Origin of the sequence: Treponema denticola ATCC 35405 (assembly GCF_000008185.1) — a bacterium.
Classification (GTDB): Bacteria; Spirochaetota; Spirochaetia; order Treponematales; family Treponemataceae; genus Treponema_B; species Treponema_B denticola.
In genome coordinates this window covers 1,043,993-1,067,169 of record NC_002967.9, presented here as the reverse complement: position 1 = coordinate 1,067,169, position 23,177 = coordinate 1,043,993, and the positions used below count along the sequence as shown (strand labels likewise).

Here is a 23,177-nt window from a genome sequence, read left to right as displayed (position 1 = left end):
GAGGAGGACTTATACTTATTCCCGCTTTTGGGCTTAGATTGAAGTTTGAATATTTTTCTTGATTCCTATTGCAAAAGTCAAAAAAGTTTTATACTATAGATATATGAAAAAGACTATTTTAATTACCGGCGCTTCAGGCTCCATGGGCTCTGAAGTTTTAAAACAAATTGCCGAAACCGGAAAACACGATATTACCATAATCTTGCGAGAAAAAAAAGCCAATATACGCTTAGCTAAATCTTTAAAAAAAAGATATCCTGATATTTTAAAAATTATTTTCGGGGACTTATCAATCTTTGCCGACTGCGAAAGAGCCGTCGAAAATGCCGATTATATAATCCATTGTGCTGCGATAATTCCTCCCGTAATAGACCACAATCCCGATGCAGGCTATAAATCAAACTTTTTAGGCACCTTAAATTTGATAAATGCCGTAAAAAAAACGCCCCAAAAAGACAGAATAAAATTCATTCATATAGGAACTGTCGCTCAATACGGGAATAGAACTTTCAAACACCCATGGATAAGAACCGGGGACCCTTTAATAGGTTCAGCCTTTGACTTTTACGGGGCCACTAAGATTATGGCCGAGCGGGAAGTAATAGAATCGGGCCTAAAATATTGGGTTTCCTTGAGGCAGTCGGGAGTTTTATACGATGATATTATGCTTAAAAACATGGATGACGGCCTTATGTTCCACACAGGCTGGAATACTCCAATCGAATGGGCAACAGCCCGCACCTCAGGCCTCATGCTTAAAAACCTCATCGAAAAAGATACAGGTGGCACCTTGCCCGAAGATTTTTGGAAGAGGGTCTACAATATAGGAAACGGAAAAGAGGCTCGGGTTACCGGTTATGAAACCCTCGACCGAGGCTTTAAACTTATGGGCAGATCGGCAAAGGAGATTTTTAAACCCCATTGGAATGCGGCCCGCAATTTTCACTGCGGCTGGTTCTATGATTCCCGTATTTTAAATGATTATCTTGACTTTCAATATGAAGGTTTTGAGGACTTCTTTAAAAAACTCGATAAAAAGTTTTGGTATTTTAAGCTGGGAAAACCATTTCCGCGTCTTATTAGAAAATTTGCCATAGAACCTCTTTTAAAAACAAGCAATGCCCCTCTTTATTGGGTTAAGCACAATTTTGAAGGCAGAATAAGGGCTTTTTTCGGCTCGAAAGAAGACTTTGAAAAAATCCCTCAAAACTGGAAAGAATATAAGCTTTTATCGGAAAACAAAAATCCGAAAACGGGAGAAATGCTGAACTATTCCGAGTTAAAAGACGAAAAAAAAGCCGCTTCCCTTTTGCTGAATCACGGCTATGACGAATCCAAAAAAGAAAGCGAACTCGATATAAGCGATGTACGGGAAGCTGCCCGTTTTAGGGGCGGCGAATGCTTAAGCACCGAAATGAAAAAGGGAGACCTTTACACTCCGCTTGAGTGGAGCTGCGCTTACGGCCACAAATTTAAAGCGAGTCCTTTCCTTGTTCTAAAAACAGGGCACTGGTGCCCCGAATGCGCATGTCCTCCATGGAATTTTGATGAACAGGCAAAGAAGGTTCCTTTTTATGCACAAATTTGGTATGACGATCACAGCCCCGATGAAAACAATTTTTATGATAAGGACTGTTTTAGGGATATTTTAGCTTCTAATTCTGCAATCTCCTGAAACGGTTTTTATAAAAAGCCGCGGACTGTCCGTTTTATAGACATCGTATATTTTCTTTTCGGCGGAAGAGCCGGTAAAACTATTTTTATAATCACCCGACGATGAATTAAAATCGCATGAAAAGCCGGTTATATCTTTAGGTAAATATATTGAAAAGTCTCCTGAAGTACTGTTAAATGTAGAATCGTTTTTAGGTGCGGATAAAAACCTTAATCTAAAATCTCCCGATACGGAAGTTCCGGCAAATCCGTAAATGAATGCTTCACCTCTTATGTCGCCTGATTTTGTATTAAATTCAAATTGATTTTCAATCTTGGAATTTCTAAAAATCACATCACCGCTGACACTTTTAAAATGTAAATTCTTTAGTGTAATATCATAAATCCTAATATCCGAAGAAGTACTCTCTATAAAGGCACTTATTGTATTTTCAGCACTACCGTTTTCGGCATTCTCTGCAATATATAACTCGGCACTCGGTATGGAAATTTCGATTCTATGCGAATAATCCCAACCGAAAAAAAATCGTTTTTTTTCGGTTTCAAAAGCCTTAATAATGAGAGCATCTTTTTCTTTTTTTATTTCGGGAAGTTTTTTATTTTCTTCGATGCCGATAATTTTTACTATAATTTTATCATCGTTACTCGGAATAAATTTTATGTCTTCACTTATAAGCGATGCTTTTATAAAACGTATTTCGTTTATATCAAATTGCATTTCTTTTAACACGGAAGTATGTGGATTAAATTTTCCGTTTATAATGCCGAATCTCATAAAATCTTTATATCCTAACCGGTTAAATCTGCGTAATTCATTTGTAAAAAAAGCAATGACTGCAAAAGCCAAACAAAACCACGCAAATGCCAAAATAATATTTTTTTTCATTTGCTTTCCTCATTTTTATAATTAGACCAAATAATAAGCAATTTTACGCCTTGCCAAACAGCTATGGCGGCAATAAAAATAAGCCATGAAATATGCCATGCGTGTGTGTAAAAACTTACGGCCAAATAAACGAGCGGAACTAATGTCCAATAAAATTTTTCAAGCGATGTAAAAAAATAGTTTTTATTAGACCCATAATTATTATGCGAAAATATTTTTTCTTCTTTTTTGAAATAAGATTGAACTTCACTTGGAGTACTCATATTTGCGTAAATTAAAATGGAGGTTGCAACAGCCGCCATAGAAAGCAGCAGCACAACACCAATATTGTCATAATGAAATGTTGACAGAAAAATAAGCACGGCAGGCGAAAGAATATACAGTGCTACGGCAATTGAGGTAAGAAAGCCCTTCCGTTTGCGTTCTTTATCGATTTTTTCGGTAATCTCTTTATTCGGTAAAACCGTTTTAATAAGTTCATCGACATCTCCAAGTCCTGCAATAGCAAACCCGTAAGCCTCATGTTCGGATTTACCTTCTGCGAGCAATGCTTCAAACCTATCATTTAAGTTTGCCAAAATTTCATTCCGCAGCTCAATAGCTTTGCGGCTTTGAGGGACTCCTTCAAAAAGAAGCCCTACATAGTTTTTAATTTTTTCGTTCATTTTCTTCTCCTATCCATATAATCCCTATAATTCAAGCAAACCGGAAATAGCAGCGGAAAATTCTTCCCAATCGTTTACATTTTCACGGTACAACTTTTTCCCCGTTTTTGTGATTGAATAATACCGCCTTCGGGCACCCGTATCGCCATCACCCCAATAGGAAGTTAAAAGTCCTGCCGCTTCCAACCGTCTAAAGGCAGTGTACAATGTTGCTTCGGTAAGTTGAAATAAGGATGAACTCTTTTGATGAATTTGTTTATTTATTTCATAACCGTAACTGTCCTTAGAATACAGCCGGCCTAAAATAAGCGTATCGGTAAGTCCGCGTAATATCTCCTGCTTGTTTAACATAAGTATATTATAATATAATATACATAACCTGTCAAGGTATCTAAAGTAAATTAGGCAATAAGAATTTTTATATCAGTTTTTTCTTTTTAAACCAGCAAAGTCCTAAAACAACGATGGCAATACTCAGTATTATAACCGTAATATAGCCGTACTTCCATGAAAGCTCGGGCATGTGGGTAAAGTTCATACCGTACCAGCCTACTACAAGAGTCAGAGGAAGAAAGATTGTAGTTACAACCGTAAAGATTTTCATAATCTTATTGAGGTGTAGATCCAGCTGAGCTTGATAGGATTCCCGTAACTGATTTGAATACTCCCTTAAAATACGGATATTTGCTCCATAACGCTCTACCCTTTTGGAAAGCAGGTTTATGATTGTCAATTCTTCTTCGGTAAAAATTTCGTTTTCGTTTTCGGCCAGCTCCTGGCAAAAATCTTCCAACTGATCATAATAGCTAAAGAGGGTTAAAAGCTCATTATTGATATTCGAAAGCTCCGATTCAAAGTTACTGTCTTCTTCTATTTTTTCCCAAACCCGCATTTCCAGTTCCGATATTTTTTTCCTAAAACGGTGATAGACGCCGGTATGGGACTTGATAAGCTCTTTAAAAAAACGGTTAAGAATACGCGGAATGTTTCTTTCACGAACTATAGTTTGCTGTAAGGCAGCTTCAAAAGCTTTTTGAGCGGAGTAATCCTTGTCGATAATTTCTATGGCCAAAAAAAGATTTTTTGATATATAAAGCCCTATCGTATCGCGGTCTTTAAAAATGTTTTCCATTTCGACTATATTTATAACGCCGAAACTGTAGTCTTCCCAAACACCCAGGGTATTTTGTTGGGAAAAATCGCTGCATTGCTCGATAAAAAGAGGATCAAGGCCTAAAAGCCCTTGAAGCTCGATGAGTTCTTTAAATTTTATATAGCCCGCAACAGGTCCCGTTATTTTTTCGGTCCGAGGATCAATCGGCGTCAATTCTGCATCTAATTTTACAAACATATCTTAGCTTATCATATTTTTTATATTATATCAATAATTTAACTTAAATTGGAATTTATTGCAGCCGCAATTTTTAAAAGTTGGGCTTTGGTATTTTGTGAAGGGTCTTCAAGAACGGCTTCAAATAGCTTTTGTAAGATTATGCCGAGCTTAGGGCCTGCAGGAATTCCGATTTCCATCAGCTCTCTGCCGCCGACGGCCAGATCTTTTAAACTCAGGGCAGAATCTTCGGCTATGACTTTTTCAAGCCTTTTTTTAAAGGCCGCCAAATTGCTTAAATCGGGAGCCTGTCCCGTCATGCCGAAACCGTCGGCCCTTCTTAAATCGAAGAGATTCGGAATATTTTCTACTCCGGCTCTGACTATAAAGCGGCGGACTGCAGCATCGGTCCAATCCTCCGTATAATGAAACATGTGAAGCCCCACCAGATGAGAGACCTCTTCAATTTCCTTATTCGGGAATTTTAAACGCTGCATTATCTTTTTGGTAAGTTTTTCCGAAACCGCCTCATGCTTATAAAAGGTATAATCGCCGTATTCATTTTTTTCTCTGGTGCTTACCTTTCCTATATCGTGGAAAAGGGCGGCTAAACGCACAATCGGATTATCTTGCGGAGCGGCATCGCAGCTTAAAAAGCTGTGGTCAAGCACATCGAAGGAGTGCATTCCTTTTTGCTCAACCCCGCGGCAATCCGAAAGCTCGGGCAAAAAGACTTTTAAAAGCCCCGTATCCTCCAAGAGCTTTAAAGAAATTATAGGATGCTCACTTAAAAGCATTTTAACGAATTCGTCCCGAAACCTTTCTATCGAAACTTTTTTGCAAACTTCAATACTTAAAGGAATCGCTTTTAATGTTTCCTCTTCTATCTTAAAGCCCAGCTGTGAAGCAAAGCGGATTGCCCTGATAGGCCTCAAGCCGTCTTCCCCAAAGCGGTCAAGGGGAGAGCCGACGGTTTTAATGGTTTTTGATTTTATTGATTTTACACCATCAAAAGGGTCAACAATGGAGCCGTCCTTCAAAGAAACGGCTATTGCATTCATAGTGAAGTCTCTGCGGCTCAAATCTTCTTCTATTGAACGGACATAGTTAACGCTCTGAGGCCTCCGGCCGTCGGAATAATCGGCCTCGCAGCGGAAGGTGGTACATTCTATTTTTTCGTCCTTGTAAAGAATAGTAACCGTACCGTGGGCTATCCCCGTGGGAATCGTCTTACGGAAAAGGGCTTGAACTTCCTTGGGTTCGGCATCGGTAGCTATATCGTAATCCTTGCACGGCTTTCCTAAAAACCAGTCCCGCACAGCTCCGCCCACAAGGTAGGCCGAAAAACCGGCATTGAAAAAAACGGAAGCAATCTCACTCATTTTTTTTGAAACAGGATAGCGCATAGGAATAAAGTTTACACAAAAATTTAGGACCTGTCTATAGGCGTTTTTAAGCTACAGCGCTTCTATTTTTTCTCGGCTCAAGCCTGTACCTTCAGCTATTTTATCAATATCAACACCAAGTCTTTTAAAAGAGACAGCCACTTCCACTTTTGCTTGATATGAGCCTTCGGCTAAACCGGCAGACCGGCCTTCGGCCAAGCCCTCTCTTCTAGCTTCACTGCGTTCATCTTCCACATACATCCGGTATTTTTCGTCAGAGAGTTCTATTGCCATTCGCCTCTCTTCATCCGTTACCCTAAAGAGTGTTGCTTCTGCCATTTTTATACCCTCCTCTAGTCTACACAATTCTTCCAACATTCCGCTTTTTTTGTCTTCTTCATAGTTGGCTAAAAATCTTATCCAAAAGTCTTTTAAGCTATACTCTTCCAATCTCTTTTTCATAGTATAAACTATTAGCTCGTTTAATTCAACATAAAGATATTGAATTATTGAGCTCTCAGACATCTTTACAAGCTCTGCGCTTTTAGGAACATCGCAACCGAAAACGGAAAGACTTATGGCGTACAAAAAGTCGTCTTCTTTGGGCTCCGTCTTTAAAAAGCGGGAAACGAGGCGCATGAGGTACATTTGACTTCTGCGATGATAATTTGTTTTCCAAAACTGCTGCATCTCAAGGTCTACGATAAGGCCGTTGTCGGTTCTAATCAGAAAATCGAGGCGGTACGTTTCTCCCGAAGGCCTATCGCGAATAAGCTCGGTGTTTATGATTTCTGCCTTATTGATTTTACCGTAAGAATCTTCCAAAAAAGCGTTTAAAAAGCTTATAAGGGCTTTGTTGCCTTCTTCTCCTTTGGAAAACATCAGCTTAAAAACCCAATCGGTTTTGGGGTTTAAAATAGTTTGTTCATTTGACATAACTTTTCTCCTTAAAACAGCAAATTATTCTTGCCTGTCTTCACATAATTATAGGGTTCTAAGTTGAATAAATAGTAAAATTTTGAAAAAAGGATTGTTTATTTTATAGCGACGGGATATAGAAAAGTTTTTAAGAACTTGCATTTTTACATTTTATTCATTTTTTTTGAAACAGGATAGCGCATAGGGATTCACTCATACATCGAAGGAACTAAAAGGTTAAATTCCAAGATTGTCTTAGCATCGGGTATTGTGATTCTATATATACCCCTTTTCAACCTTTTGGTAAAATTTACTTTGGAAAGATCTATGTTTTTTATACAAAAGACATCATCTACATAGATTTTTTTTCCTCCGTATTCGGGAAAAATTTGAATAAACTTTTTCTGAAAAACATCCTTATCGATTTTTTTGATTTGAAAAACCGGAATCGAAAGGATTAGATTTTCTTTTTGAAACAACAAGATGTCTACATCCAAATTTGCAGCAGAATATTTGCGTATTTCGGAAGCCTCATTTAAAAGACTTCGAGACCCTTTTTTTAGGCTTTTTTCCAAAAGACCGCCTTTTTTATTCTCCAAAAGGACAGCCCTATGCTCAATAAAAAGAGAAATTAAAAGATGGTTTGATTCGGAATTTACTCCTGCGGGTGAAAAAAACGGGATCGGCTTTTTTGTCAGTGCCTCTTGAGAGGCCGATTCCAAATAGCCTTCAGCCTGAGTCTTATAAAATTCTTCGATAACCGCATTCGGAAGGATATTTTTTACGGTTTCAGAAAAAACTTGAGGAGGCAGAATCGATGAGCATAAAACAAAGAGGTATGACAGGTTTCCGTCGGTTTGAATATAGGCATCAATAACCACAGCTCTGGCTTCTACGCAGGCCAAAGAAATCCTCATACGCAATACAGCGCCTTGCTCGCTCATAAAATTCTCTTGTACGGCAAAAAATTTTAGGCCGTAAAGAAATTCCCTGCGCAAAAGCGAATTGGTTAAAACAGAGGAATTGGAATTTTCATATTGTCTATATACGGAAACCATCGATAATTTTATCGGCAGTTTTTACACAAAGCATTATAAAAAAACTGCGCCCAGCCCTAAGGCAAGACGCAGGTAAGCTGGTGAACAGAGGTAGTTTTTTTATGCAGTTTTGATTTCTATTTGTTTTGGCTGGGTATCAGGTTTTCTCGGAATATTTACAACCAAAACACCGTTTTCAAATTTTGCAGAAACTTCATCGGAGTTTATATCCTCAGGCAAGGTAAAACGCCTCATAAAATGCCTTGAACTTCGCTCCTTTATGATGTACTCTGCTCCCTTATCTTCCTTTTCTTCTTTTTTGGAAGATGAGATTGTCATAAGCCTATCTTTTAAGCTGATTTCAACATCTTTTTCGCTGTAACCCGGAAGATCTACTTCCATAACATAGGCTTTTTCGGTTTCGCGGATATCGACACTCGGCATTCCGCAGCTTGCATTCTTGATCGGAGCAAAAACTCCAAAATTGGGACCCAAGCTCCTATCAAGGGCATCAAATACGCTGTCCGTAAAAGACGGACTAAAAAGACTTAAACTATTCATAAAGCACCTCCTGCTTATAAGTTACTATTTCAAGCTCAATGAGCGGCTCTGTGAGTCGGCTCTTTAAGCTGTCACTTATATACAAGCAATTTATATGCCAAGCTATAAGAAAAGAGGCGGTTTTTGACACAATTTTATAATTTTATATTGGATATAGAATTATAAAATCGAAATAATTAAAATAAACAGATTTTTGATTTTTAAACACAGAAAACGTAAATGAAATCGCGACAAAAAGCACTATTGTGCCAAAATTTCATTTTAAATAGAGTTATTTTGACACAGTAGACTCTGAACACAGGTTTTCATAGGCCACTTTTGCTACAGACTGTTCAGCTTCTTTTTTTGTTTTACCCGAAAGAGGTCCATAAACCTTACCGTTTATTGAAACCGAGAACCAAAAAGTACGGTCATGGTCGGGTCCGCTAGCCTTTTTAAGCTCATACTTGGGAACCGTTTTAAATTTCTTTTGTACCAATTCCTGAAGGAGGGATTTATAGTCGCTTATAAACTTCTTTTCCAGGACTGAATGGATGGTAGATTCCAAAAGTCTTAGAACAAATTTTTGAGCCGCTTTAAAACCCGAATCAATATAGTAGGCACCGATAACGGCTTCAAGGGCATCGGCAAGGATGGCCTTTTTTTCTCTTCCGCCGGACATTTCTTCACCCCTTCCTAAAACCAAGTAATTACTTATATTCAGTTTAGAAGCAGTCTTTGAAAGAGCATCTTCGGAAACAGCGGAAGCCTTTATCTTTGCAAGCTCCCCCTCCGGCCTGTCTTCAAAAGACTTATAAAGATAGGAAGCCGCGACAAGTCCGAGTACGGAGTCCCCTAAAAACTCGAGGCGTTCATTATTTGCGTGGAAATTATTATGTTCGTTGGAAAAAGACCTGTGATGGAAAGCAAGATCAAGCAAGCGTAAATCTTTAAACTTCAATCCCGCTTGCTTTTGGAACTCAAGGAGCTCCTGCTTCCTCTTGGGCTCAAGACCGCTTTTTATCGGAAACAAAGAGCTGCTCCTTAAAACAAAACTTATTTTTGCTGAGATTTGATAAATTCATAGGCGTCGCGGACAGTTTCAAACTCATTAGCCTTTTCGTCCGGGATCTTAATACCCATATCCTCTTCGAGAGCATAAACAAGTTCATAGGTGTCAAGACTATCGGCACCTAAATCTTGTCGGAATGAAGAATCCAATGTAACCTTGTCTTCGTCGATTTCCAACTTTGCTGCAATTAATTGCTGAATCTTTTTGAATAAATCATCCATAAACTATCTCCTTTAGTCTAATTTATCGGGGTTAATAACCTGCTTGCCTTTATAAAACCCGCATTTGGGGCATACATGATGAGGCATAATCAAATTACCGCATCCGGAACACTCAACAAGATTTGGCGCTTGTAAACGCATATTAACACCGCGTCGGCGTCTTGTTCTAGCTTTTGATGTATTCGCTCTTGGTACAGCCATACTCAATCCTCCACTACAAAATATCTAAAATTAAAAAAGCGTATCTGCCGCACCATTATGCGGCCTTACCATACATTTAAGGGTTCATATTACACTAAAATGCATAAAAAGTCAATACAAAATTGAAAAGATGATAAAATATCGGTTTATACCAGATGTTTTTTCATTATCCTTATAGCCATATCGGGATCTTCGGTAGCCAAAAGACCCATAGCCGATAGTATATACTCCTTATCAAGAAGGAACTGTGGATTTTTAGGTTTTAAGCTAAAAGGATCATCCTCACGGAATTTGCAGGCCTCCATAATTTCCTTATAATTGGGATTATAAACCAAAATTCCGCCCGTCCCTATTATATAACGCAGCTGAGTTAAATCCTTTCCCTCTTGCTGAAAGCTGGCACCGCAGCCCGTATAAACAGGAGTCAAAACTCCTACATGCCTGCCCATAGAAACATCGGCACAAACCTTGGCAACGGCACAATCAAAGGCAAGGTCTTTTGCGTTTTCAGAAATAAAATCGGTGTGCTCATTTCTTTTTTTAACTTCTTCTTCAATATTGTACTTATACTCTTTTGAAAGATAATGACGAAGCCCATGAGGACCTTGAACATCAGCAACTGTTGGAAGGGAATAGCGCATACCAAGGTCGCCTTCTACAGTGCGTTTTAAAAAGGCTTCAGGGAGACCGTACAAAAAGACAGAGCCTTGGGTCGGATCTCCTTCAGCAGCAGAATGAACGTCGGTTGTAGCCCCGCCTATATCCAAGACAATGAGATCTCCTAAACCGGCTTCATTTTCAGTACCTTCGGATAAAGTTTGAGCTGCCTTTAGGACAGCAGCAGGGGTCGGCATCAGGATATTATCTATATTGCTTTCGACATGGGTCATGCCCTTTGCATGCACAATATTATTCATAAAGATGCTGCGGATTGTTTCGCGGGCACTTTCAACATTGAGCTTGTTTATTTTGGGCATTACGTTTTCGGCCAAGTGAAAGTCTACCCTGTCTTTAAAGATTTCGATTATTTCGTCTTCGGCGCTCTTGTTTCCTGCAACAACGACAGGAACCCGTACTCCGTAATCTGCAAGCATCTTTGCATTGTGGATTATACAGCGCGAATCGCCGCCGTTTGTGCCTCCGGCCAAGAGGATTATATCCGCATTTGAGTTTACGATAGCCTCAGCTTCACTCTTGTTGAGATTGTGGCTGTAAGTGTGAATTACCTTGGCTCCGGCACCGAGGGCAGCCCGTTTTGCTGCCTCGCTTGTAAGTTCAGGCACAAGGCCGATGGCAATTATCTTTAAGCCCCCTGCTGCGGAGGAGCAGGCAAGGCTTTTTACCACCGTATAATCCGTTCCGGTTTTTTTGTGCAGAAGCTCAAGGGCATTATTATAGCCTATCATAACATCGGTTTCAACAGTCGTATAGGCCTTTGCCGTACCGATTATGTCTTCTTTTTCGATATCCACAAGGGTTATCTTTGTGTTCGTGCTTCCAAAGTCAACAAATAAATAACAGTTCATTTTAAGTAAATCTTAAAGTTCGATCTTAAACCCTATGCATGATCCGGAAAGTCGGCATGTAAATCTTTAATAGTCGTTTCAACCGGTGTTCCCGGCGGATAAACGTGATCAAAACCCATTGCGGTAAAACGTTTATGTACCTCATCAAAATTTTGTTTTCCTACAACTATGTTTCCGCCGACAAAAAGCTTAATCCCTTTTAAGCCTGCTTCATCGCATTTTTCGCGTAAACCTTTACAGTCCAGCTCTCCTTGACCGTAAAGAGAGGATACTAAAATCGCATCCGCATTCGTTTCAAGGGCAGCATTTATAAAATCTTCTTGGGGACTCAAAACGCCTATATTGGTTACTTCAAAACCGGCTTCGGTTAAAGAGTAATCCAAAATTTTATTACCGACAGCATGACAATCAGAGCCTATTACGCCCAATACAAGTTTAATTTTTCTTGCCATATTCCGCCTCCTAAAAAATTTATCGTGTTGAGGCCTAGTCTATTCTTAAAATGAAGATGTGTCAAGTACGCTGAAAAGGCGGTAAGTTGTAAAATAAATTGCCCTAAAAATAAATAAAAAAGGTTCATCTGAACCAAAAAACCATTATAATGAAATTAGGAAAAACAAAGATAATGGGGAACAGATGAACCAGAAGAATGATACCATAAAAAGTAAAAAATGGAAACACCTTAGCGAAAAAGAAAGATATGCGATAGAAGCATTATTCAAAAGCGACTATAATGCAAGGCAAATTGCACAGTCTTTAAATAGGGATAGAAGAACGATACAGAGGGAGATAAAAAGGGGAATGGTAATAAAAGTAACAGAAAATCCATATGTAAGCCGTAATCCAAAAGTTCCTGACTATCTTGAAAAGACAGTTTACTCGGCACGAAAAGGACAACAAAGAGCCGATAAAATGAAATTACTAAAAGGCCGTGGTTTAAAAATAGGTAAGGATAAAAAACTTTTACATTATTTGGAAACATGTATAGCGGATAATAAATTTTCTCCTGATGCCGCTATAGGACAAATAAAAGAACTAGGCTTACAGTTTCCGGTTATGATATGCACCAAAACTGTATACAATATGATAGACAGAGGGGATTTTTCTAGGCTTACAAACAAAGATTTACCTGTAAAACGCAATAAAACTAAACGAAAATATAAAAAAATAAGCAAAATTGCTAAAAACAACATAAAAGGACGCAGTATTGAACAAAGAAGTGAACAGATAAATAAAAGACAGGAAAAAGGACATTGGGAAATGGATTTGGTGATAGGTAAAGGAAGATGCTGCTTACAAGTTATGACTGAAAGAGTTACCAGAAAAGAATTAATATTTAAAATCCCCGATAAAAAACAGGAAAGTATTAAAAAAAATATAGATATGCTTGAGATGAAATATAAAGATGAGTTTAAAGAAATATTTAAAAGCATAACCATGGATAACGGGACTGAATTTTTAGACCAAGAAGGCCTTGAAACCTCTTGTTTAAAAGAAGGAGAAAAAAGGACAACTTGTTATTATGCACATCCTTATAGTTCTTGGGAAAGAGGAAGCAATGAGAATGCTAATAAATTAATTAGACGCTTTATACCAAAAGGAGCAGATATAAGTAAATATAGTGACATACAAATAAAACAAGTAGAGAATTGGATAAATAATTATCCTAGACGGATGTTTGGCTATAAAACGGCCAATCAAATGTATACATGAATTTCATAAAAATGGTATTTTTTGGGCAATACCTCTTACAATTTATAGTACGCTGAAAAGGCAAAGAGTACTTCTTGTAAAAAGTATCAAAATCGAGTATATTGTCTCTATGTCAGAAACCACAGACTGGGAAATAAAAAAATTTAACGAACTCTTTGATGACGAAATAAGGGTTTTGACCAGAAGAAGGGAAAATTCCAAAGATTGCTCCATCGAAGACCTGCAAGGCACCTTAGATGCTCTGTATATATTGGAAGGAAACAATATTGGCGGCCGCAGCAAGGTACATGAAATAGCTCTTTCCGCTTCAATTGCAGCCTATGAGAAATTTATAGAGGACTGGAAAAATGAAAAATAAGATTATCTTTACGCTCATTCTTATTATCTGCCTGATTTTTTCTTCTTGTTCGATAAAAAAGATGGCCTATAATTCGGCAGCCAATGCGATGGCTCCTCTTCCCGAAAAAAAAATAAAACCGGCTCCCGATGCCCCGAATCCCATTACGGCTTTAACCGGAGAAGATGATGTAGAGCTGGTCGGAGAAGTTTTTCCCGTTATTTTAAAACTCTATGAGGGAATGCATATTGCAGACCCTGCACATAGGGGGCTTGCCATAATGACAGGCGAACTTTATATAATGTATTCAAATGTATTTGTAGAAGGTCCTGCCAACTATCTTTCAGATGACGAGTACGATAAAAAAGACAAGGCTTTTAATAGAGCTAAAAAGTTTTATAAAAGAGGTTATAACAAAATTCTTTCAGCCTTGGATACGGCCTATCCGGGATTTACCGAAGCTATAAACTCCGATAATGAGGAAAAAATAGAATCAATGCTAAAAAACTGTAAGTCCTATGACACGGAAGCCCTGCATTGGGCAGGAGCAGGTATTTTAGCTGCATTTTCCCTTGATCCCTTGGATGTTCAATGTTTACAAACAGTTCAAGGAGCAAGGCTTATGCTCGAAAAGGTTTGCAGCCTTGATCCGGGCTATTCTGACGGGGCAACATGGGAAATTTTAGCAAAATTCTATGCATCCGCACCGGACAGCCTGGGCGGTAATATTGAAAAGGCCGAAAAGGCCTATAAAAAAGCTCTTGAGCTTTCTCAAGGAAAAAGTCCTTCAATATATGTAACCTATGCCCTCTCTTTTTGTGTACCTAAGCAGGACAGTAAGGGATTTGATGAAGCAATAGAAAAAGCCTTGGCAGTCAATCCCGAATCTGATCCGGATAATAAGCTGGTCATCAGCATTTCACAAAGATATGCGGAATGGCTAAAAGAAAATAAAGACATGTTTATATTGGGAGATATAGAATGAAGAAAAAATTATTGTTTGCTTTTTTTGTACTTGTAATGATTTCAGGTATCTTTGCTCAACAGAAGATTGTTTTAAAGATTGCAAGCAGTGCCCCCGCGAGGACTCCTTGGGATATCGAATTAAAAAAGCTGGCCCAAGAGTGGAACAAGATAACAAAGGGTCTTGTAAGCGTCAGGTTTATGGATATGACTGTACTCGGAGGAGAAAAAGCAGGGGTTGTAAAGATGAAGCCTTCACGTCCAGGACAAAGGCCGCAAATAGACGGAGCCATATTAAGTCCGGTAGGCTTAAATGAACTTGCGCCTAATGCTAAAATTTTCACCCTTTCCCTCCCCTTCTTAATACAGAATCAAGAAGAACTTGATCTGGTTTTAAGCGAATACGGATATGCCTTTGAAAACGAAATTCAAAAAAACGGATGCAAGCTTATAACATGGTCCAATGTAGGATGGCTTTCATTTTATACAAAGGATTCATATTCAAACCTTAACGAATTAAAAAAGATAAAAATGCTATGCTCAAACGACACAAAAGACTTTACCGATGTGCTAAAAATTTCAGGTTTTAATGTACTACCCGTAGACCCTGCAAAATTTACTCAAGAATTAAAGGCTGCAGCAGGAGCAAGAAGTTTTGCATCGGTTTCTATTCTTGCTTATACGCTAAGACTGTACAAGGATGTATCCTACATGCTTGATGCACGTCTATGCCCTATAATGGCAGGCTTTGTCATGTCGGATGAATCTTGGGCTCTTATCCCTGATCAGTATAAACCTGCAATGCTGGAAGCAATGAATAAAACAACAAAAAATCTAAATGCAGCCCTTGAGGATATGGAAAGGGAATATGTGAAAGAAATGAAGCAAGGTGGTATAAAAATAATAAGCCTTAACTCTCAACAAAAAAAGGAATGGACAAAAGAATTCCAGGAAGATATGAAAAGAGTTCAAAAAACACTTCCTAATATCATCAATGCGGAAATATACGAAAAAATAACAAAACAGCTTGAAGCATACCGAAAATAAGTATATTATATTGAAATGAAAAAGTTAGTTAATGGTTTTATTTTAGCTCTTACGGCAGTACTAATTGTACTGCCTTTTGTAAGCCATATACTTGCAAGTTTAGGTGGAAATAGTTTAGAGTATGAGCGGTTGATTGTTCAGCTGGTCTTTGTTTTTGCCTGTCTTGCAGGTCTTATCACAACAATAGAAAAAAAACAACTGAATATAGAAGTTTTTACTTCCAAATTGAATAAAAAGCATCAATCAATTGTACATGTGACTTTATCCTGCGTAAATACAGCAATCCTTACAGCTATATTTTTATCCGTATTTCCAAACTACAATATGCTCTCTTCAGAAGATCATGTTTTGTATATTCCGATAAAAATTTTCTTCTCTGCACTCCCTCCGATGTACCTGATAATGCTTGCATTGGAAATAAAGAGAAACAAGTGCATAATTTCAAACATAGCAGGTCTTCTAATAGGGCTGTTAATAAGTACGGGCTCTATTTTGGGACTCTTAAATTTGGTATTCGGTTCATGGTACCCTGAAATAAACGATTCAGGTCTCGCAGTTCTTTTAAGCGGTATTTCCACCTCCGTGCAAATTTTTTCTGAAAATGCTATTTGGCTGATTGTATTAATTTTTACCGTATTCAGCCTTTTCGGTATGCCTCTTTATATTGTACTTTCAGGTCTGGCATATTTTGCCTTTATGACCACCGGAGGCTATGTAGAGAGCATACCCATGGAAACCTATAATATCTTAACGGATACATCCATAGCTGCAATTCCGCTGTTTACGATTGCAGGCTATCTTTTGGCAGGAGGAAGTGCCGGAAAAAGGCTCTTGGATTTTGTTAAAAGCTCTGTCGGCTGTATAAGAGGCGGCGTTGTGATTGCAGCAGTATTGGTCGCAACTTTTTTTACAACCTTCACGGGAGCCTCTGGAGTAACCATATTAGCCTTGGGAGGGATTTTAAGCGTAATTTTAACAGGCTCGGGCTATTCGGAAGATGACTCGGAAGCCCTTATAACGGCATCAGGTTCCATCGGACTCTTATTACCTCCAAGCTTGGCCGTTATAGTCTATGGAGCAACTAACTTTATGACCGTAAACATATTTGACCTTTTTAAGGGGGCTGTCCTTCCCGGAGTGCTATTGGCCTTGTCAATGATAGTCATAGGAGTTATAAAGGATAAAAAATCAAAAAGAATCAGGTTTTCAAGAGATGCCCTTGCTCAAAGTTTTAAGGCAGGTTTTTTAGAGCTTCTTCTTCCCGTATTAATAGTGATTGTATATTTTGGAGGCTATTTTACCCTTTTTGAAACCGCAGCCTTTACGGTTTTATATTCGTTTGTGTTGGAAGTTTTAATAAGAAAGGACTTGAGCATAAAAAAAGCCATCCACGTTATTTTACAAAGTATACCGGTCGCAGGAGGAGTGCTCGTAATAATAGGAGCCGCAAAGGGGCTTGCCCTCTTTTTAGTCTATGCAGGAATCCCCCAAATACTCTCAGATCTTGCAATCACCTTTGTCGGTTCAAAAATTTTATTCCTGCTGCTGTTAAATATTGTGCTGTTGATAGTAGGCTGTATCATGGATTTATATTCGGCTATCTTGGTAGTATCGCCCCTTATAATTCCCGTTGCCGAAAGCTTCGGTATACATCCGGTACATACCGGAGTAATATTTTTAACTAACCTGGCTCTCGGCTTTTTGACACCGCCTATCGGAATGAACCTTTTTATAGCAAGTTATACATTTAAAAAGCCTGTAATAAAAATAGTAAAGAGCATACTGCCCTATCTGGCAGTTCAATTTGTTATATTGCTTTTAATTACGTACATTCCGTGGTTCAGCACTGTCTTTGTAGATTAAACCCGGCTCTTATATTTTACGGCTATTATTGCACCTAAAATCATTAAGTGTCTTGAAAGCTGAGAAAGATAATTTAACACGGACATTGTGCTTGTAAAAATATTGCCATTGATAGAACCGATAATATCGATTAAGACAATATTTACAATCCATAAGATCATAAAAACAAGCAAAATTACATTGGTTAAACGAATCTCTCCGGAAAAAAACTCTACAATCAAAAATACGCCGGCAATAAGTTCTGCTACAGCCAATGTGATTATAATAATCGTTGTTATTGTCTGGCTTCTAAAGACGGCATCCAAAAGAGCAATAGTCTGGCCTAATTCTCCTGCAGTTGAGCGGATTAAACCTAAAACACCTGCAACAATCAAAAAGAAAGCTAAAGCAATCTGAAGCACAACAAGACCTACAGTTCTTTTCATAAGAACCTCCCATAAAGTAAAAAATAAGATCTGTAAAACAGTCCTTCTTATTGTATCGGAATAAGGGGCTGCTTGCTATAGAGCAAAATCCGATTTTAACTGCTTACCCTTTTTACCTCAGCCTCTATAGTTCCCTTTGAAGGCTGAATTAACAGAGCTTCTCCTTCTTTAACTTGGGAAAAGGAGCGGATAGTTTTTCCTGTTTGGGCATTGCGGACAATGGAGTATCCCCTATCCAAGATACCTTGAGGGTTTGCCCCCTCCAAAATCTTGTTTAAAACTAAAAGTCTTTGCCTAAGATCCTTACATCGCTCCTGCATACCGGATAGGATTTCTTCCTTTGCATTGTCGAATCTTGCAAGAAGGGGCTGCTGAATGTTTCTAAAGCGCAGTTCCAAGGAATCGGGCTTAAAATTATTTAACATGAGCCTTATCCTTTCGATGCGGTTTTCAATATTTTGTGTAAGGTCTTCCCGATTTACGGCTATGGAGTACATAATATCGTTTAAAATTGGAGCGGCCAGCTCTGCGGCGGCGGATGGGGTGGGAGCCCTCATGTCGGCTGCAAAATCGGAGAGAGCCCAATCTATTTCGTGCCCTACTGCAGAAATGACGGGGGTTTTACAGGCAGCTATTGCCCTGACAAGCTCTTCATCCGAAAATGGAAGGAGGTCTTCCAAAGAGCCGCCTCCCCTTCCTATTATGATAAGGTCGCCTAAGTTTTTTTCGTCGGCAATTTTTAACTGCCTGATTAAGACAGGTGCAGCCTCTTCCCCCTGAACGATTGCAGGAAGAACAACTATGCCTATTTTTTCGTTCCGTCTTTTTACTACATTTATAATATCCCGAACGGCGGCTCCTGTGGGACTTGTAATTACGGCAATTCGTTTCGGAAAATAAGGCAAAGGTTTCTTTCTTTCAGAATCAAAAATGCCCTCTGCGGCAAGTTTTTTCTTGCGTTCTTCCAGCATTTTTAAAATATTCCCCTCGCCTGCGAGGCTCATCTCTTCTATTATAATCTGATAGGAACCGCGCTGCTCATATACCGAAATTGCCCCTTCAGCTTTTACGGTCATCCCATCCTTGGGCACAAAGCTCAAAGAGCGTGTCTTTCCCTTAAACATTACAGCCTGAATTGAAGCCTTTTCATCTTTTAAAATAAAATAAAGATGCCCCGCCGCCGAGGGACGGAAGTTGGAAATTTCTCCTTCAATCGAGACATATCCGAAGCCGGATTCCAAAAGCTCTTTTATCTGTAAAGTAATTTCATAAACGGAATAAGTTTGTGCCATCTTAATCTTTCCTCAAAGAAATCTCGTTAACCTTTTTATAAAACTCTTCAAGTCTTTGAGAAATCATCCATGTGTAAACTTCTTCTTGAAGACCCGATAAAAGTTTTATACCTTCGCCGATAGTTTTGATTGTCCAAATATTAAACTTACCTTCTTTTACGGCTTCCTTAACCTCCTTAGATAAAAACAAATTGTTTTTATTGCTGACCGGAATCATAACGCCCTGAGTTCCGGTAAAGCCCAGTATTTTACACGTATTAAAAAAGCCTTCTATCTTTTCGGTTATGCCGCCGACAGGCTGCACCATACCGTGCTGGTTTAAACTTCCCGTAACGGCTATATCCTGCCTCATTTCAAAACCGCCTATTGCAGAAATAAGGGCCAAGAATTCGGCACAGGAAGCGGAATCTCCGTCAATGTAGCTGTAGGACTGCTCAAAACAAATACTTGCAGAAATTGAAAGAGGAATATCCTTCGAAAATTTTTCCCGTAAAAGAGAGGTTATTATAAGGTGTGCCTTATCGTAGATTTCGCCCGAAAGGCCGGCTTCTCTTTCTATATTTATAATTCCTCCTGTACCTGGCGAAGCTTGGGCCGTAACAGAAACCGGCACACCGAAGGAATGATAACCCCGTTCCTCTACAGCGAGGCCGTTTATTTTTGCAAGTTTTCTGCCCGATACATCTATCAGTATTTCTCCCAAATGAACCATCTCGGCAAATTTTTCTTCAGGCAGAGAATGAAGATAACGTCTTTTTTCGATTGTGCCGTTTAATACGGCTGCACAAATGGTATCCTTTTTTTGCTGCTTTGCATTAAAATCGGCTTCGATGATAAGGTCGGAAATTTTAGTAAATTGAGCCGTAAGCAGGTGGCGGGAACCGGCAAGCTCCGAAGCATAGGAAATTAAGCGGCTGTATCCCGAATCATCGAAGTTAAGAGCTTTTTTTTCTTTACAAAGATACTCGGTCAAATGAATCAGAGAAGCTATATTTTTATCGTTTTTTTGCATAACCGAATCGAATTCCGCACAAACTTTAAAGAGTTTATAAAAGTCCGGATCTTCCTGATAAAGAATATCGTAGGTGTATTCTCCTCCGATTATGATTATCTTAAAATTTGCAGGCAGAGCTTCGGGTTTAAAAACGCTCGGACTATGGTTCCCTGAAGGAGGCATCTGCACTTCGATTTTTCCCGACTGCAAAACTCTTTTTAAATAAGACCACGAATCGTCCTCTTCAAGTAAATCGTGTAAACGCACTATAAGATAACCGCCGAAGGCTCTGTGGACAGCTCCCTCTCTTATGCGTAGGTGTCCGTTAATTTCGGGAGCATCCGAATCGGAATGAGATTCGATCGTACCGAACAAATTAGTAAAACTCGGCAGGTTCTCATTTATTACATAATTTTTATCATTACTGTTTTCACAAATAAGATTGATAAGATAGCGCCCAAAAAAGTTTTTCTTTATTCTCGAAGATTTAAATTCCGAACTGTAGATATTCATTCTGTTGATTAGATCTTCTTCGGTCTTTTTTAAAAATAAAAGAATCTTTTTATTATCTTCAATTTGTTTCGGGTTATCGTATTTTGTCGTATAGGAATCTACCAGCTTCCTTAAAGGATCGAGGGCTTCATCAATTATCGGCATAACGGAATCTTTTTGATGCTTTATCAGCTTTTCATCCATTTCAATTCTTTTATCCCGCAAGATAGAAAAAAGCTCGGACTTTCATCAAGAGAGGCGTAATATTTTTCGCGTAAGGCCGTCAATTCTTGCTCACTGAATTTTTTCCGGGCAGCCTTGGATTGAAGCTCGCTAAAGGATATTTCCTTTCCCTTTATGATAGGAATTAAATCCAATGACTGGTTGTTTTCATCCTTTATTTGCAATACCTTAAAACCGACATGCAGCATCTTGGATTCAAATTCCATCAAAAGAATATTTTCTTCATTATCGGTTTTAGTAACAATTTTTTTCTGCTCGGCCAAAAAGCCCTCCGATTTTAAAAGAGCCAGAGTCTGTGTATGAATATGCCCTACGGCTTTTTTTATCTTTTTGCGGAAAAGCCTTCCTTCACCGGCAGGGAAAAAAAGAGCGACAGGCTCAATCGGGCGGCTAAAGTTGTAAGCATAGGCTATATCTTGAAGTTTTGCAAAATTTGGTTTATAATTCTGCAAGAGAGATGATATAACGGTTCTTCGGCCTGTTCCGGGTGCACCCATAACAAAAATGTTATAGCCCTCACCCTCGATACCGAGGCCCAGTTCAATAGCCTTAAGAGCACGGTCTTGACCTACTATGGTTGAATCGGCTCCGTTATTTTTTAGTTCCCTTATCTTGGATTCGGGAAAAGAAAATTCCAGTTCATCAAGGTTTAATTTTTCTGCAGCACCGTCTGTCATGTAAGCTCCTTAAAATCGTACTTGTGAGGATTCTATGTCTGATTTTTTTGTCAGCGAAATACTTGTTTTAATTTTGTTGATTTTACCCTTAATTCGTCCGTTCTCAAAAGCTCTTAAAACAGCTGATGCAATTCCGCTTTTTCCCATTGCGTCTTTAATCGTCTTAATTCTTTCAATCATCGGCCAAGGTCTAATCTTCTCATTAATTCCCACAGCACTGATAGTAATAATCTGTATTATAACAGAATTTGCAAGATTTGTAATGTTTTTAAGGCAAGTTCCTAATAATTTTTACACAATTCCTTCGATTTTATTAAGAATTTTTGTCCTTATCCTGCTGAGCGGAGCTTTTTTTGCAGCTTTTTATTTTTCGCCGGAAAGGGAATATCCCGTTTTTACATCTATTGCCGAAAAAGAGAGGGTTTCTTTTATTGCCGATGAAAAAGAAAAAACGGCCGGAGTTTACTATAAACCGGAACCTTGCCGGAACGAAAAAGAAGCAATCATAATAGTTCCGCCCTTTCCAAATGAAGATGCCGGAACCTTCGACCGCTATCTTTTAAATGAAGGGTATAAGATTGCAAGCCTATCCCTTCCTAAAAAGACGGAATATAAATACAAGCTAAAAAATTCCGAAATCTTTTTTTCCGTCTTTGATTCCGTGTTTAATACAAAGACAGCAGAGACATCAAAAAAAGAAAGCAATGAAAACTTAGGTACAAGTCTATCCTCTCTTATTCGATTTTTTTGGGATACGGAACTCTTTTTAATAGGAGAAGGAGATCAAGTTCAAGACCTTTTAGACTACTATAACAAAAATCCGAATGCCTTTTCGGGTGCCTTTTTTATAATTTCCGAAGGCACCCCTCTTCCTAAAGGCTTAAAGGAAGGTACATACACTGTTTTAAACGAAAAAGATTTAAAGTTTTCGGAAAACATCGCCCTTTTTCCTATTTGTATTTTTATTCAATCAAGGGAAAGTTTAACCGGCTTTGGAGACATAAGAGGAAACGACATTCTTGCAAGCCTCTTACTCGGATCTTCAAGAGATTTAGGCAGACAAGACCGAGTCAACAAAATAAAGGCCTTTGAAAAATGGCTAAACTTAAGGGCAAGCCGTACAATAAAGTAATTTCAATTTTACTTATAAAGATATAATAACGATAATTTTTTTTGAGGTGGTTTTTTATGGATGATTTTGTTTCATGGGATGCAAGTTACGATTTAGGAATAGAATACGTAGATAAGCAGCACAGAAGATTGGTAGAGCTGATAAACGAGTTGTATCATGCATGTCTCGGCGAAAAAGGGGAATTAGAAGAAAAATTTAAACATGTGATGAAAGAACTTGTAGAATATGTAATGATTCATTTTAAAGATGAAGAAAAGATAATGGAAGAAATCAATTATCCGAACATTAAAGAACATAAACAGCATCATGAAAATTTTGTAAAGAAAATTTTACAATCCGTCAACGATTATCGCAACGGAAAACAATTTGTTCCAAATACATTTGTGCGTTTTTTAAGGGATTGGCTTTTTAATCATATCTTAATTTCGGATAAAGAATGGGCAAAATTCTATTTTGCAAATAAAAAGTAAACCGTTTTAATCTTTCTTTGAAGCCTTTGCGGTTAAATAAAAAAACCGCCTAAGCAAATTGCGCTTGGCGGCTT

The 23,177-nt window shown here is 38.5% G+C and carries 23 protein-coding genes and 1 pseudogene; 8 read left to right on the top strand and 16 right to left on the bottom strand.

What is annotated here, in order from left to right:
* Positions 1-103: 103 nt before the first annotated feature.
* On the top strand, positions 104-1,675 hold the full coding sequence (locus TDE_RS04965) for an NAD-dependent epimerase/dehydratase family protein (RefSeq protein WP_002682348.1): 1,572 nt from the start codon (positions 104-106) through the stop codon (positions 1,673-1,675).
* Here the strand turns inward: TDE_RS04965 and TDE_RS04960 are convergent.
* The 13 genes from TDE_RS04960 to glmS all read right to left on the bottom strand — a co-directional run bounded on the left by TDE_RS04960 (position 1,649) and on the right by glmS (position 11,907).
* Positions 1,649-2,560 (bottom strand): DUF4097 family beta strand repeat-containing protein, encoded by a 912-nt coding sequence (locus TDE_RS04960; RefSeq protein ID WP_010956867.1) that lies wholly within the window; start codon positions 2,558-2,560, stop codon positions 1,649-1,651. The genes TDE_RS04965 and TDE_RS04960 overlap by 27 nt on opposite strands.
* Positions 2,557-3,225, bottom strand: a complete 669-nt coding sequence (locus tag TDE_RS04955; protein WP_002682346.1) for a permease prefix domain 1-containing protein — start codon at positions 3,223-3,225, stop codon at positions 2,557-2,559. Before TDE_RS04955 ends, TDE_RS04960 begins: the two co-directional genes overlap by 4 nt.
* Before the next feature lie 24 nt (positions 3,226-3,249).
* The gene (locus TDE_RS04950; RefSeq protein WP_002670505.1) at positions 3,250-3,576 is read right to left on the bottom strand and encodes a PadR family transcriptional regulator; all 327 of its coding nucleotides are present in this window, start codon (positions 3,574-3,576) and stop codon (positions 3,250-3,252) included.
* Positions 3,577-3,643: 67 nt separating this feature from the next.
* Positions 3,644-4,576, bottom strand: a complete 933-nt coding sequence (locus TDE_RS04945; protein WP_002682345.1) for a magnesium transporter CorA family protein — start codon at positions 4,574-4,576, stop codon at positions 3,644-3,646.
* Positions 4,577-4,614: 38 nt separating this feature from the next.
* The gene (locus TDE_RS04940) at positions 4,615-5,961 is read right to left on the bottom strand and encodes a CCA tRNA nucleotidyltransferase (RefSeq protein ID WP_002682344.1); all 1,347 of its coding nucleotides are present in this window, start codon (positions 5,959-5,961) and stop codon (positions 4,615-4,617) included.
* A gap of 51 nt (positions 5,962-6,012) precedes the next feature.
* Positions 6,013-6,876 carry a PD-(D/E)XK nuclease family transposase gene (locus TDE_RS04935; protein WP_010692214.1) on the bottom strand — a complete coding sequence of 288 codons (864 nt, stop codon included), beginning with the start codon at positions 6,874-6,876 and terminating at the stop codon, positions 6,013-6,015.
* Between the two features lie 191 nt (positions 6,877-7,067).
* A complete protein-coding gene (locus TDE_RS04930; RefSeq protein WP_002682342.1) occupies positions 7,068-7,916 on the bottom strand; it encodes a hypothetical protein in 849 nt (282 codons plus the stop codon).
* Between the two features lie 99 nt (positions 7,917-8,015).
* Positions 8,016-8,456 (bottom strand): Hsp20/alpha crystallin family protein, encoded by a 441-nt coding sequence (locus TDE_RS04925; protein WP_002670499.1) that lies wholly within the window; start codon positions 8,454-8,456, stop codon positions 8,016-8,018.
* Positions 8,457-8,727: 271 nt separating this feature from the next.
* Positions 8,728-9,468, bottom strand: coding sequence for a ribonuclease III (gene rnc / locus TDE_RS04920; protein ID WP_002670498.1), 741 nt, complete (start codon positions 9,466-9,468; stop codon positions 8,728-8,730).
* A 23-nt stretch (positions 9,469-9,491) separates the two neighbouring features.
* Entirely contained in the window at positions 9,492-9,728 is a 237-nt protein-coding gene (gene acpP, locus TDE_RS04915; RefSeq protein WP_002670497.1) for an acyl carrier protein, read from the bottom strand.
* Between the two features lie 12 nt (positions 9,729-9,740).
* Positions 9,741-9,929 carry a 50S ribosomal protein L32 gene (gene rpmF / locus TDE_RS04910; protein WP_002670496.1) on the bottom strand — a complete coding sequence of 63 codons (189 nt, stop codon included), beginning with the start codon at positions 9,927-9,929 and terminating at the stop codon, positions 9,741-9,743.
* A gap of 146 nt (positions 9,930-10,075) precedes the next feature.
* A complete protein-coding gene (gene glmL, locus TDE_RS04905; protein WP_002682340.1) occupies positions 10,076-11,455 on the bottom strand; it encodes a methylaspartate mutase accessory protein GlmL in 1,380 nt (459 codons plus the stop codon).
* 32 nt (positions 11,456-11,487) lie between these two features.
* Positions 11,488-11,907 (bottom strand): methylaspartate mutase subunit S, encoded by a 420-nt coding sequence (gene glmS, locus TDE_RS04900; RefSeq protein WP_002670492.1) that lies wholly within the window; start codon positions 11,905-11,907, stop codon positions 11,488-11,490.
* 184 nt (positions 11,908-12,091) lie between these two features.
* Between glmS and TDE_RS04895 the strand changes: the two genes are divergently transcribed.
* The 5 genes from TDE_RS04895 to TDE_RS04875 all read left to right on the top strand — a co-directional run bounded on the left by TDE_RS04895 (position 12,092) and on the right by TDE_RS04875 (position 17,378).
* On the top strand, positions 12,092-13,168 hold the full coding sequence (locus tag TDE_RS04895; protein ID WP_010956682.1) for an IS30-like element ISTde2 family transposase: 1,077 nt from the start codon (positions 12,092-12,094) through the stop codon (positions 13,166-13,168).
* A 109-nt stretch (positions 13,169-13,277) separates the two neighbouring features.
* On the top strand, positions 13,278-13,526 hold the full coding sequence (locus TDE_RS04890; RefSeq protein WP_002671854.1) for a hypothetical protein: 249 nt from the start codon (positions 13,278-13,280) through the stop codon (positions 13,524-13,526).
* Positions 13,516-14,490 carry a TRAP transporter TatT component family protein gene (locus TDE_RS04885; RefSeq protein WP_002682338.1) on the top strand — a complete coding sequence of 325 codons (975 nt, stop codon included), beginning with the start codon at positions 13,516-13,518 and terminating at the stop codon, positions 14,488-14,490. Before TDE_RS04890 ends, TDE_RS04885 begins: the two co-directional genes overlap by 11 nt.
* A complete protein-coding gene (gene dctP, locus TDE_RS04880; RefSeq protein ID WP_002682337.1) occupies positions 14,487-15,515 on the top strand; it encodes a TRAP transporter substrate-binding protein DctP in 1,029 nt (342 codons plus the stop codon). Before TDE_RS04885 ends, dctP begins: the two co-directional genes overlap by 4 nt.
* Before the next feature lie 15 nt (positions 15,516-15,530).
* The gene (locus TDE_RS04875; RefSeq protein ID WP_002682335.1) at positions 15,531-17,378 is read left to right on the top strand and encodes a TRAP transporter large permease subunit; all 1,848 of its coding nucleotides are present in this window, start codon (positions 15,531-15,533) and stop codon (positions 17,376-17,378) included.
* Here the strand turns inward: TDE_RS04875 and TDE_RS04870 are convergent.
* The 3 genes and pseudogenes from TDE_RS04870 to TDE_RS13360 all read right to left on the bottom strand — a co-directional run bounded on the left by TDE_RS04870 (position 17,375) and on the right by TDE_RS13360 (position 21,501).
* Positions 17,375-17,803 carry a hypothetical protein gene (locus TDE_RS04870; RefSeq protein ID WP_002670484.1) on the bottom strand — a complete coding sequence of 143 codons (429 nt, stop codon included), beginning with the start codon at positions 17,801-17,803 and terminating at the stop codon, positions 17,375-17,377. The genes TDE_RS04875 and TDE_RS04870 overlap by 4 nt on opposite strands.
* Before the next feature lie 95 nt (positions 17,804-17,898).
* Positions 17,899-19,095 carry an exodeoxyribonuclease VII large subunit gene (xseA, locus tag TDE_RS04865; RefSeq protein WP_002682333.1) on the bottom strand — a complete coding sequence of 399 codons (1,197 nt, stop codon included), beginning with the start codon at positions 19,093-19,095 and terminating at the stop codon, positions 17,899-17,901.
* 1 nt (position 19,096) lies between these two features.
* Positions 19,097-21,501, bottom strand: a pseudogene (locus tag TDE_RS13360) (Lon protease family protein).
* Positions 21,502-21,535: 34 nt separating this feature from the next.
* Here TDE_RS13360 and TDE_RS04855 point away from each other — a divergent pair.
* Both TDE_RS04855 and TDE_RS04850 read left to right on the top strand, forming a co-directional pair.
* On the top strand, positions 21,536-22,633 hold the full coding sequence (locus tag TDE_RS04855) for a hypothetical protein (RefSeq protein WP_002682329.1): 1,098 nt from the start codon (positions 21,536-21,538) through the stop codon (positions 22,631-22,633).
* Between the two features lie 56 nt (positions 22,634-22,689).
* Positions 22,690-23,103 (top strand): hemerythrin family protein, encoded by a 414-nt coding sequence (locus tag TDE_RS04850; RefSeq protein ID WP_002670476.1) that lies wholly within the window; start codon positions 22,690-22,692, stop codon positions 23,101-23,103.
* The last annotated feature ends 74 nt before the right edge of the window (positions 23,104-23,177 follow it).

Coding starts and splice junctions, on each gene's coding strand:
- TDE_RS04890 (WP_002671854.1), top strand. CDS start 13,278: ATGTCAGAAACCACAGACTGGGAAATAAAAAAATTTAACGAACTCTTT.
- TDE_RS04935 (WP_010692214.1), bottom strand. CDS start 6,876: ATGTCAAATGAACAAACTATTTTAAACCCCAAAACCGATTGGGTTTTT.
- TDE_RS04930 (WP_002682342.1), bottom strand. CDS start 7,916: ATGGTTTCCGTATATAGACAATATGAAAATTCCAATTCCTCTGTTTTA.
- TDE_RS04895 (WP_010956682.1), top strand. CDS start 12,092: ATGAACCAGAAGAATGATACCATAAAAAGTAAAAAATGGAAACACCTT.
- TDE_RS04885 (WP_002682338.1), top strand. CDS start 13,516: ATGAAAAATAAGATTATCTTTACGCTCATTCTTATTATCTGCCTGATT.
- TDE_RS04855 (WP_002682329.1), top strand. CDS start 21,536: ATGTCTGATTTTTTTGTCAGCGAAATACTTGTTTTAATTTTGTTGATT.
- dctP (WP_002682337.1), top strand. CDS start 14,487: ATGAAGAAAAAATTATTGTTTGCTTTTTTTGTACTTGTAATGATTTCA.
- TDE_RS04955 (WP_002682346.1), bottom strand. CDS start 3,225: ATGAACGAAAAAATTAAAAACTATGTAGGGCTTCTTTTTGAAGGAGTC.
- TDE_RS04950 (WP_002670505.1), bottom strand. CDS start 3,576: ATGTTAAACAAGCAGGAGATATTACGCGGACTTACCGATACGCTTATT.
- TDE_RS04960 (WP_010956867.1), bottom strand. CDS start 2,560: ATGAAAAAAAATATTATTTTGGCATTTGCGTGGTTTTGTTTGGCTTTT.
- TDE_RS04870 (WP_002670484.1), bottom strand. CDS start 17,803: ATGAAAAGAACTGTAGGTCTTGTTGTGCTTCAGATTGCTTTAGCTTTC.
- TDE_RS04875 (WP_002682335.1), top strand. CDS start 15,531: ATGAAAAAGTTAGTTAATGGTTTTATTTTAGCTCTTACGGCAGTACTA.
- glmS (WP_002670492.1), bottom strand. CDS start 11,907: ATGGCAAGAAAAATTAAACTTGTATTGGGCGTAATAGGCTCTGATTGT.
- glmL (WP_002682340.1), bottom strand. CDS start 11,455: ATGAACTGTTATTTATTTGTTGACTTTGGAAGCACGAACACAAAGATA.
- rpmF (WP_002670496.1), bottom strand. CDS start 9,929: ATGGCTGTACCAAGAGCGAATACATCAAAAGCTAGAACAAGACGCCGA.
- xseA (WP_002682333.1), bottom strand. CDS start 19,095: ATGGCACAAACTTATTCCGTTTATGAAATTACTTTACAGATAAAAGAG.
- acpP (WP_002670497.1), bottom strand. CDS start 9,728: ATGGATGATTTATTCAAAAAGATTCAGCAATTAATTGCAGCAAAGTTG.
- TDE_RS04945 (WP_002682345.1), bottom strand. CDS start 4,576: ATGTTTGTAAAATTAGATGCAGAATTGACGCCGATTGATCCTCGGACC.
- TDE_RS04940 (WP_002682344.1), bottom strand. CDS start 5,961: ATGCGCTATCCTGTTTCAAAAAAAATGAGTGAGATTGCTTCCGTTTTT.
- TDE_RS04965 (WP_002682348.1), top strand. CDS start 104: ATGAAAAAGACTATTTTAATTACCGGCGCTTCAGGCTCCATGGGCTCT.
- TDE_RS04925 (WP_002670499.1), bottom strand. CDS start 8,456: ATGAATAGTTTAAGTCTTTTTAGTCCGTCTTTTACGGACAGCGTATTT.
- TDE_RS04850 (WP_002670476.1), top strand. CDS start 22,690: ATGGATGATTTTGTTTCATGGGATGCAAGTTACGATTTAGGAATAGAA.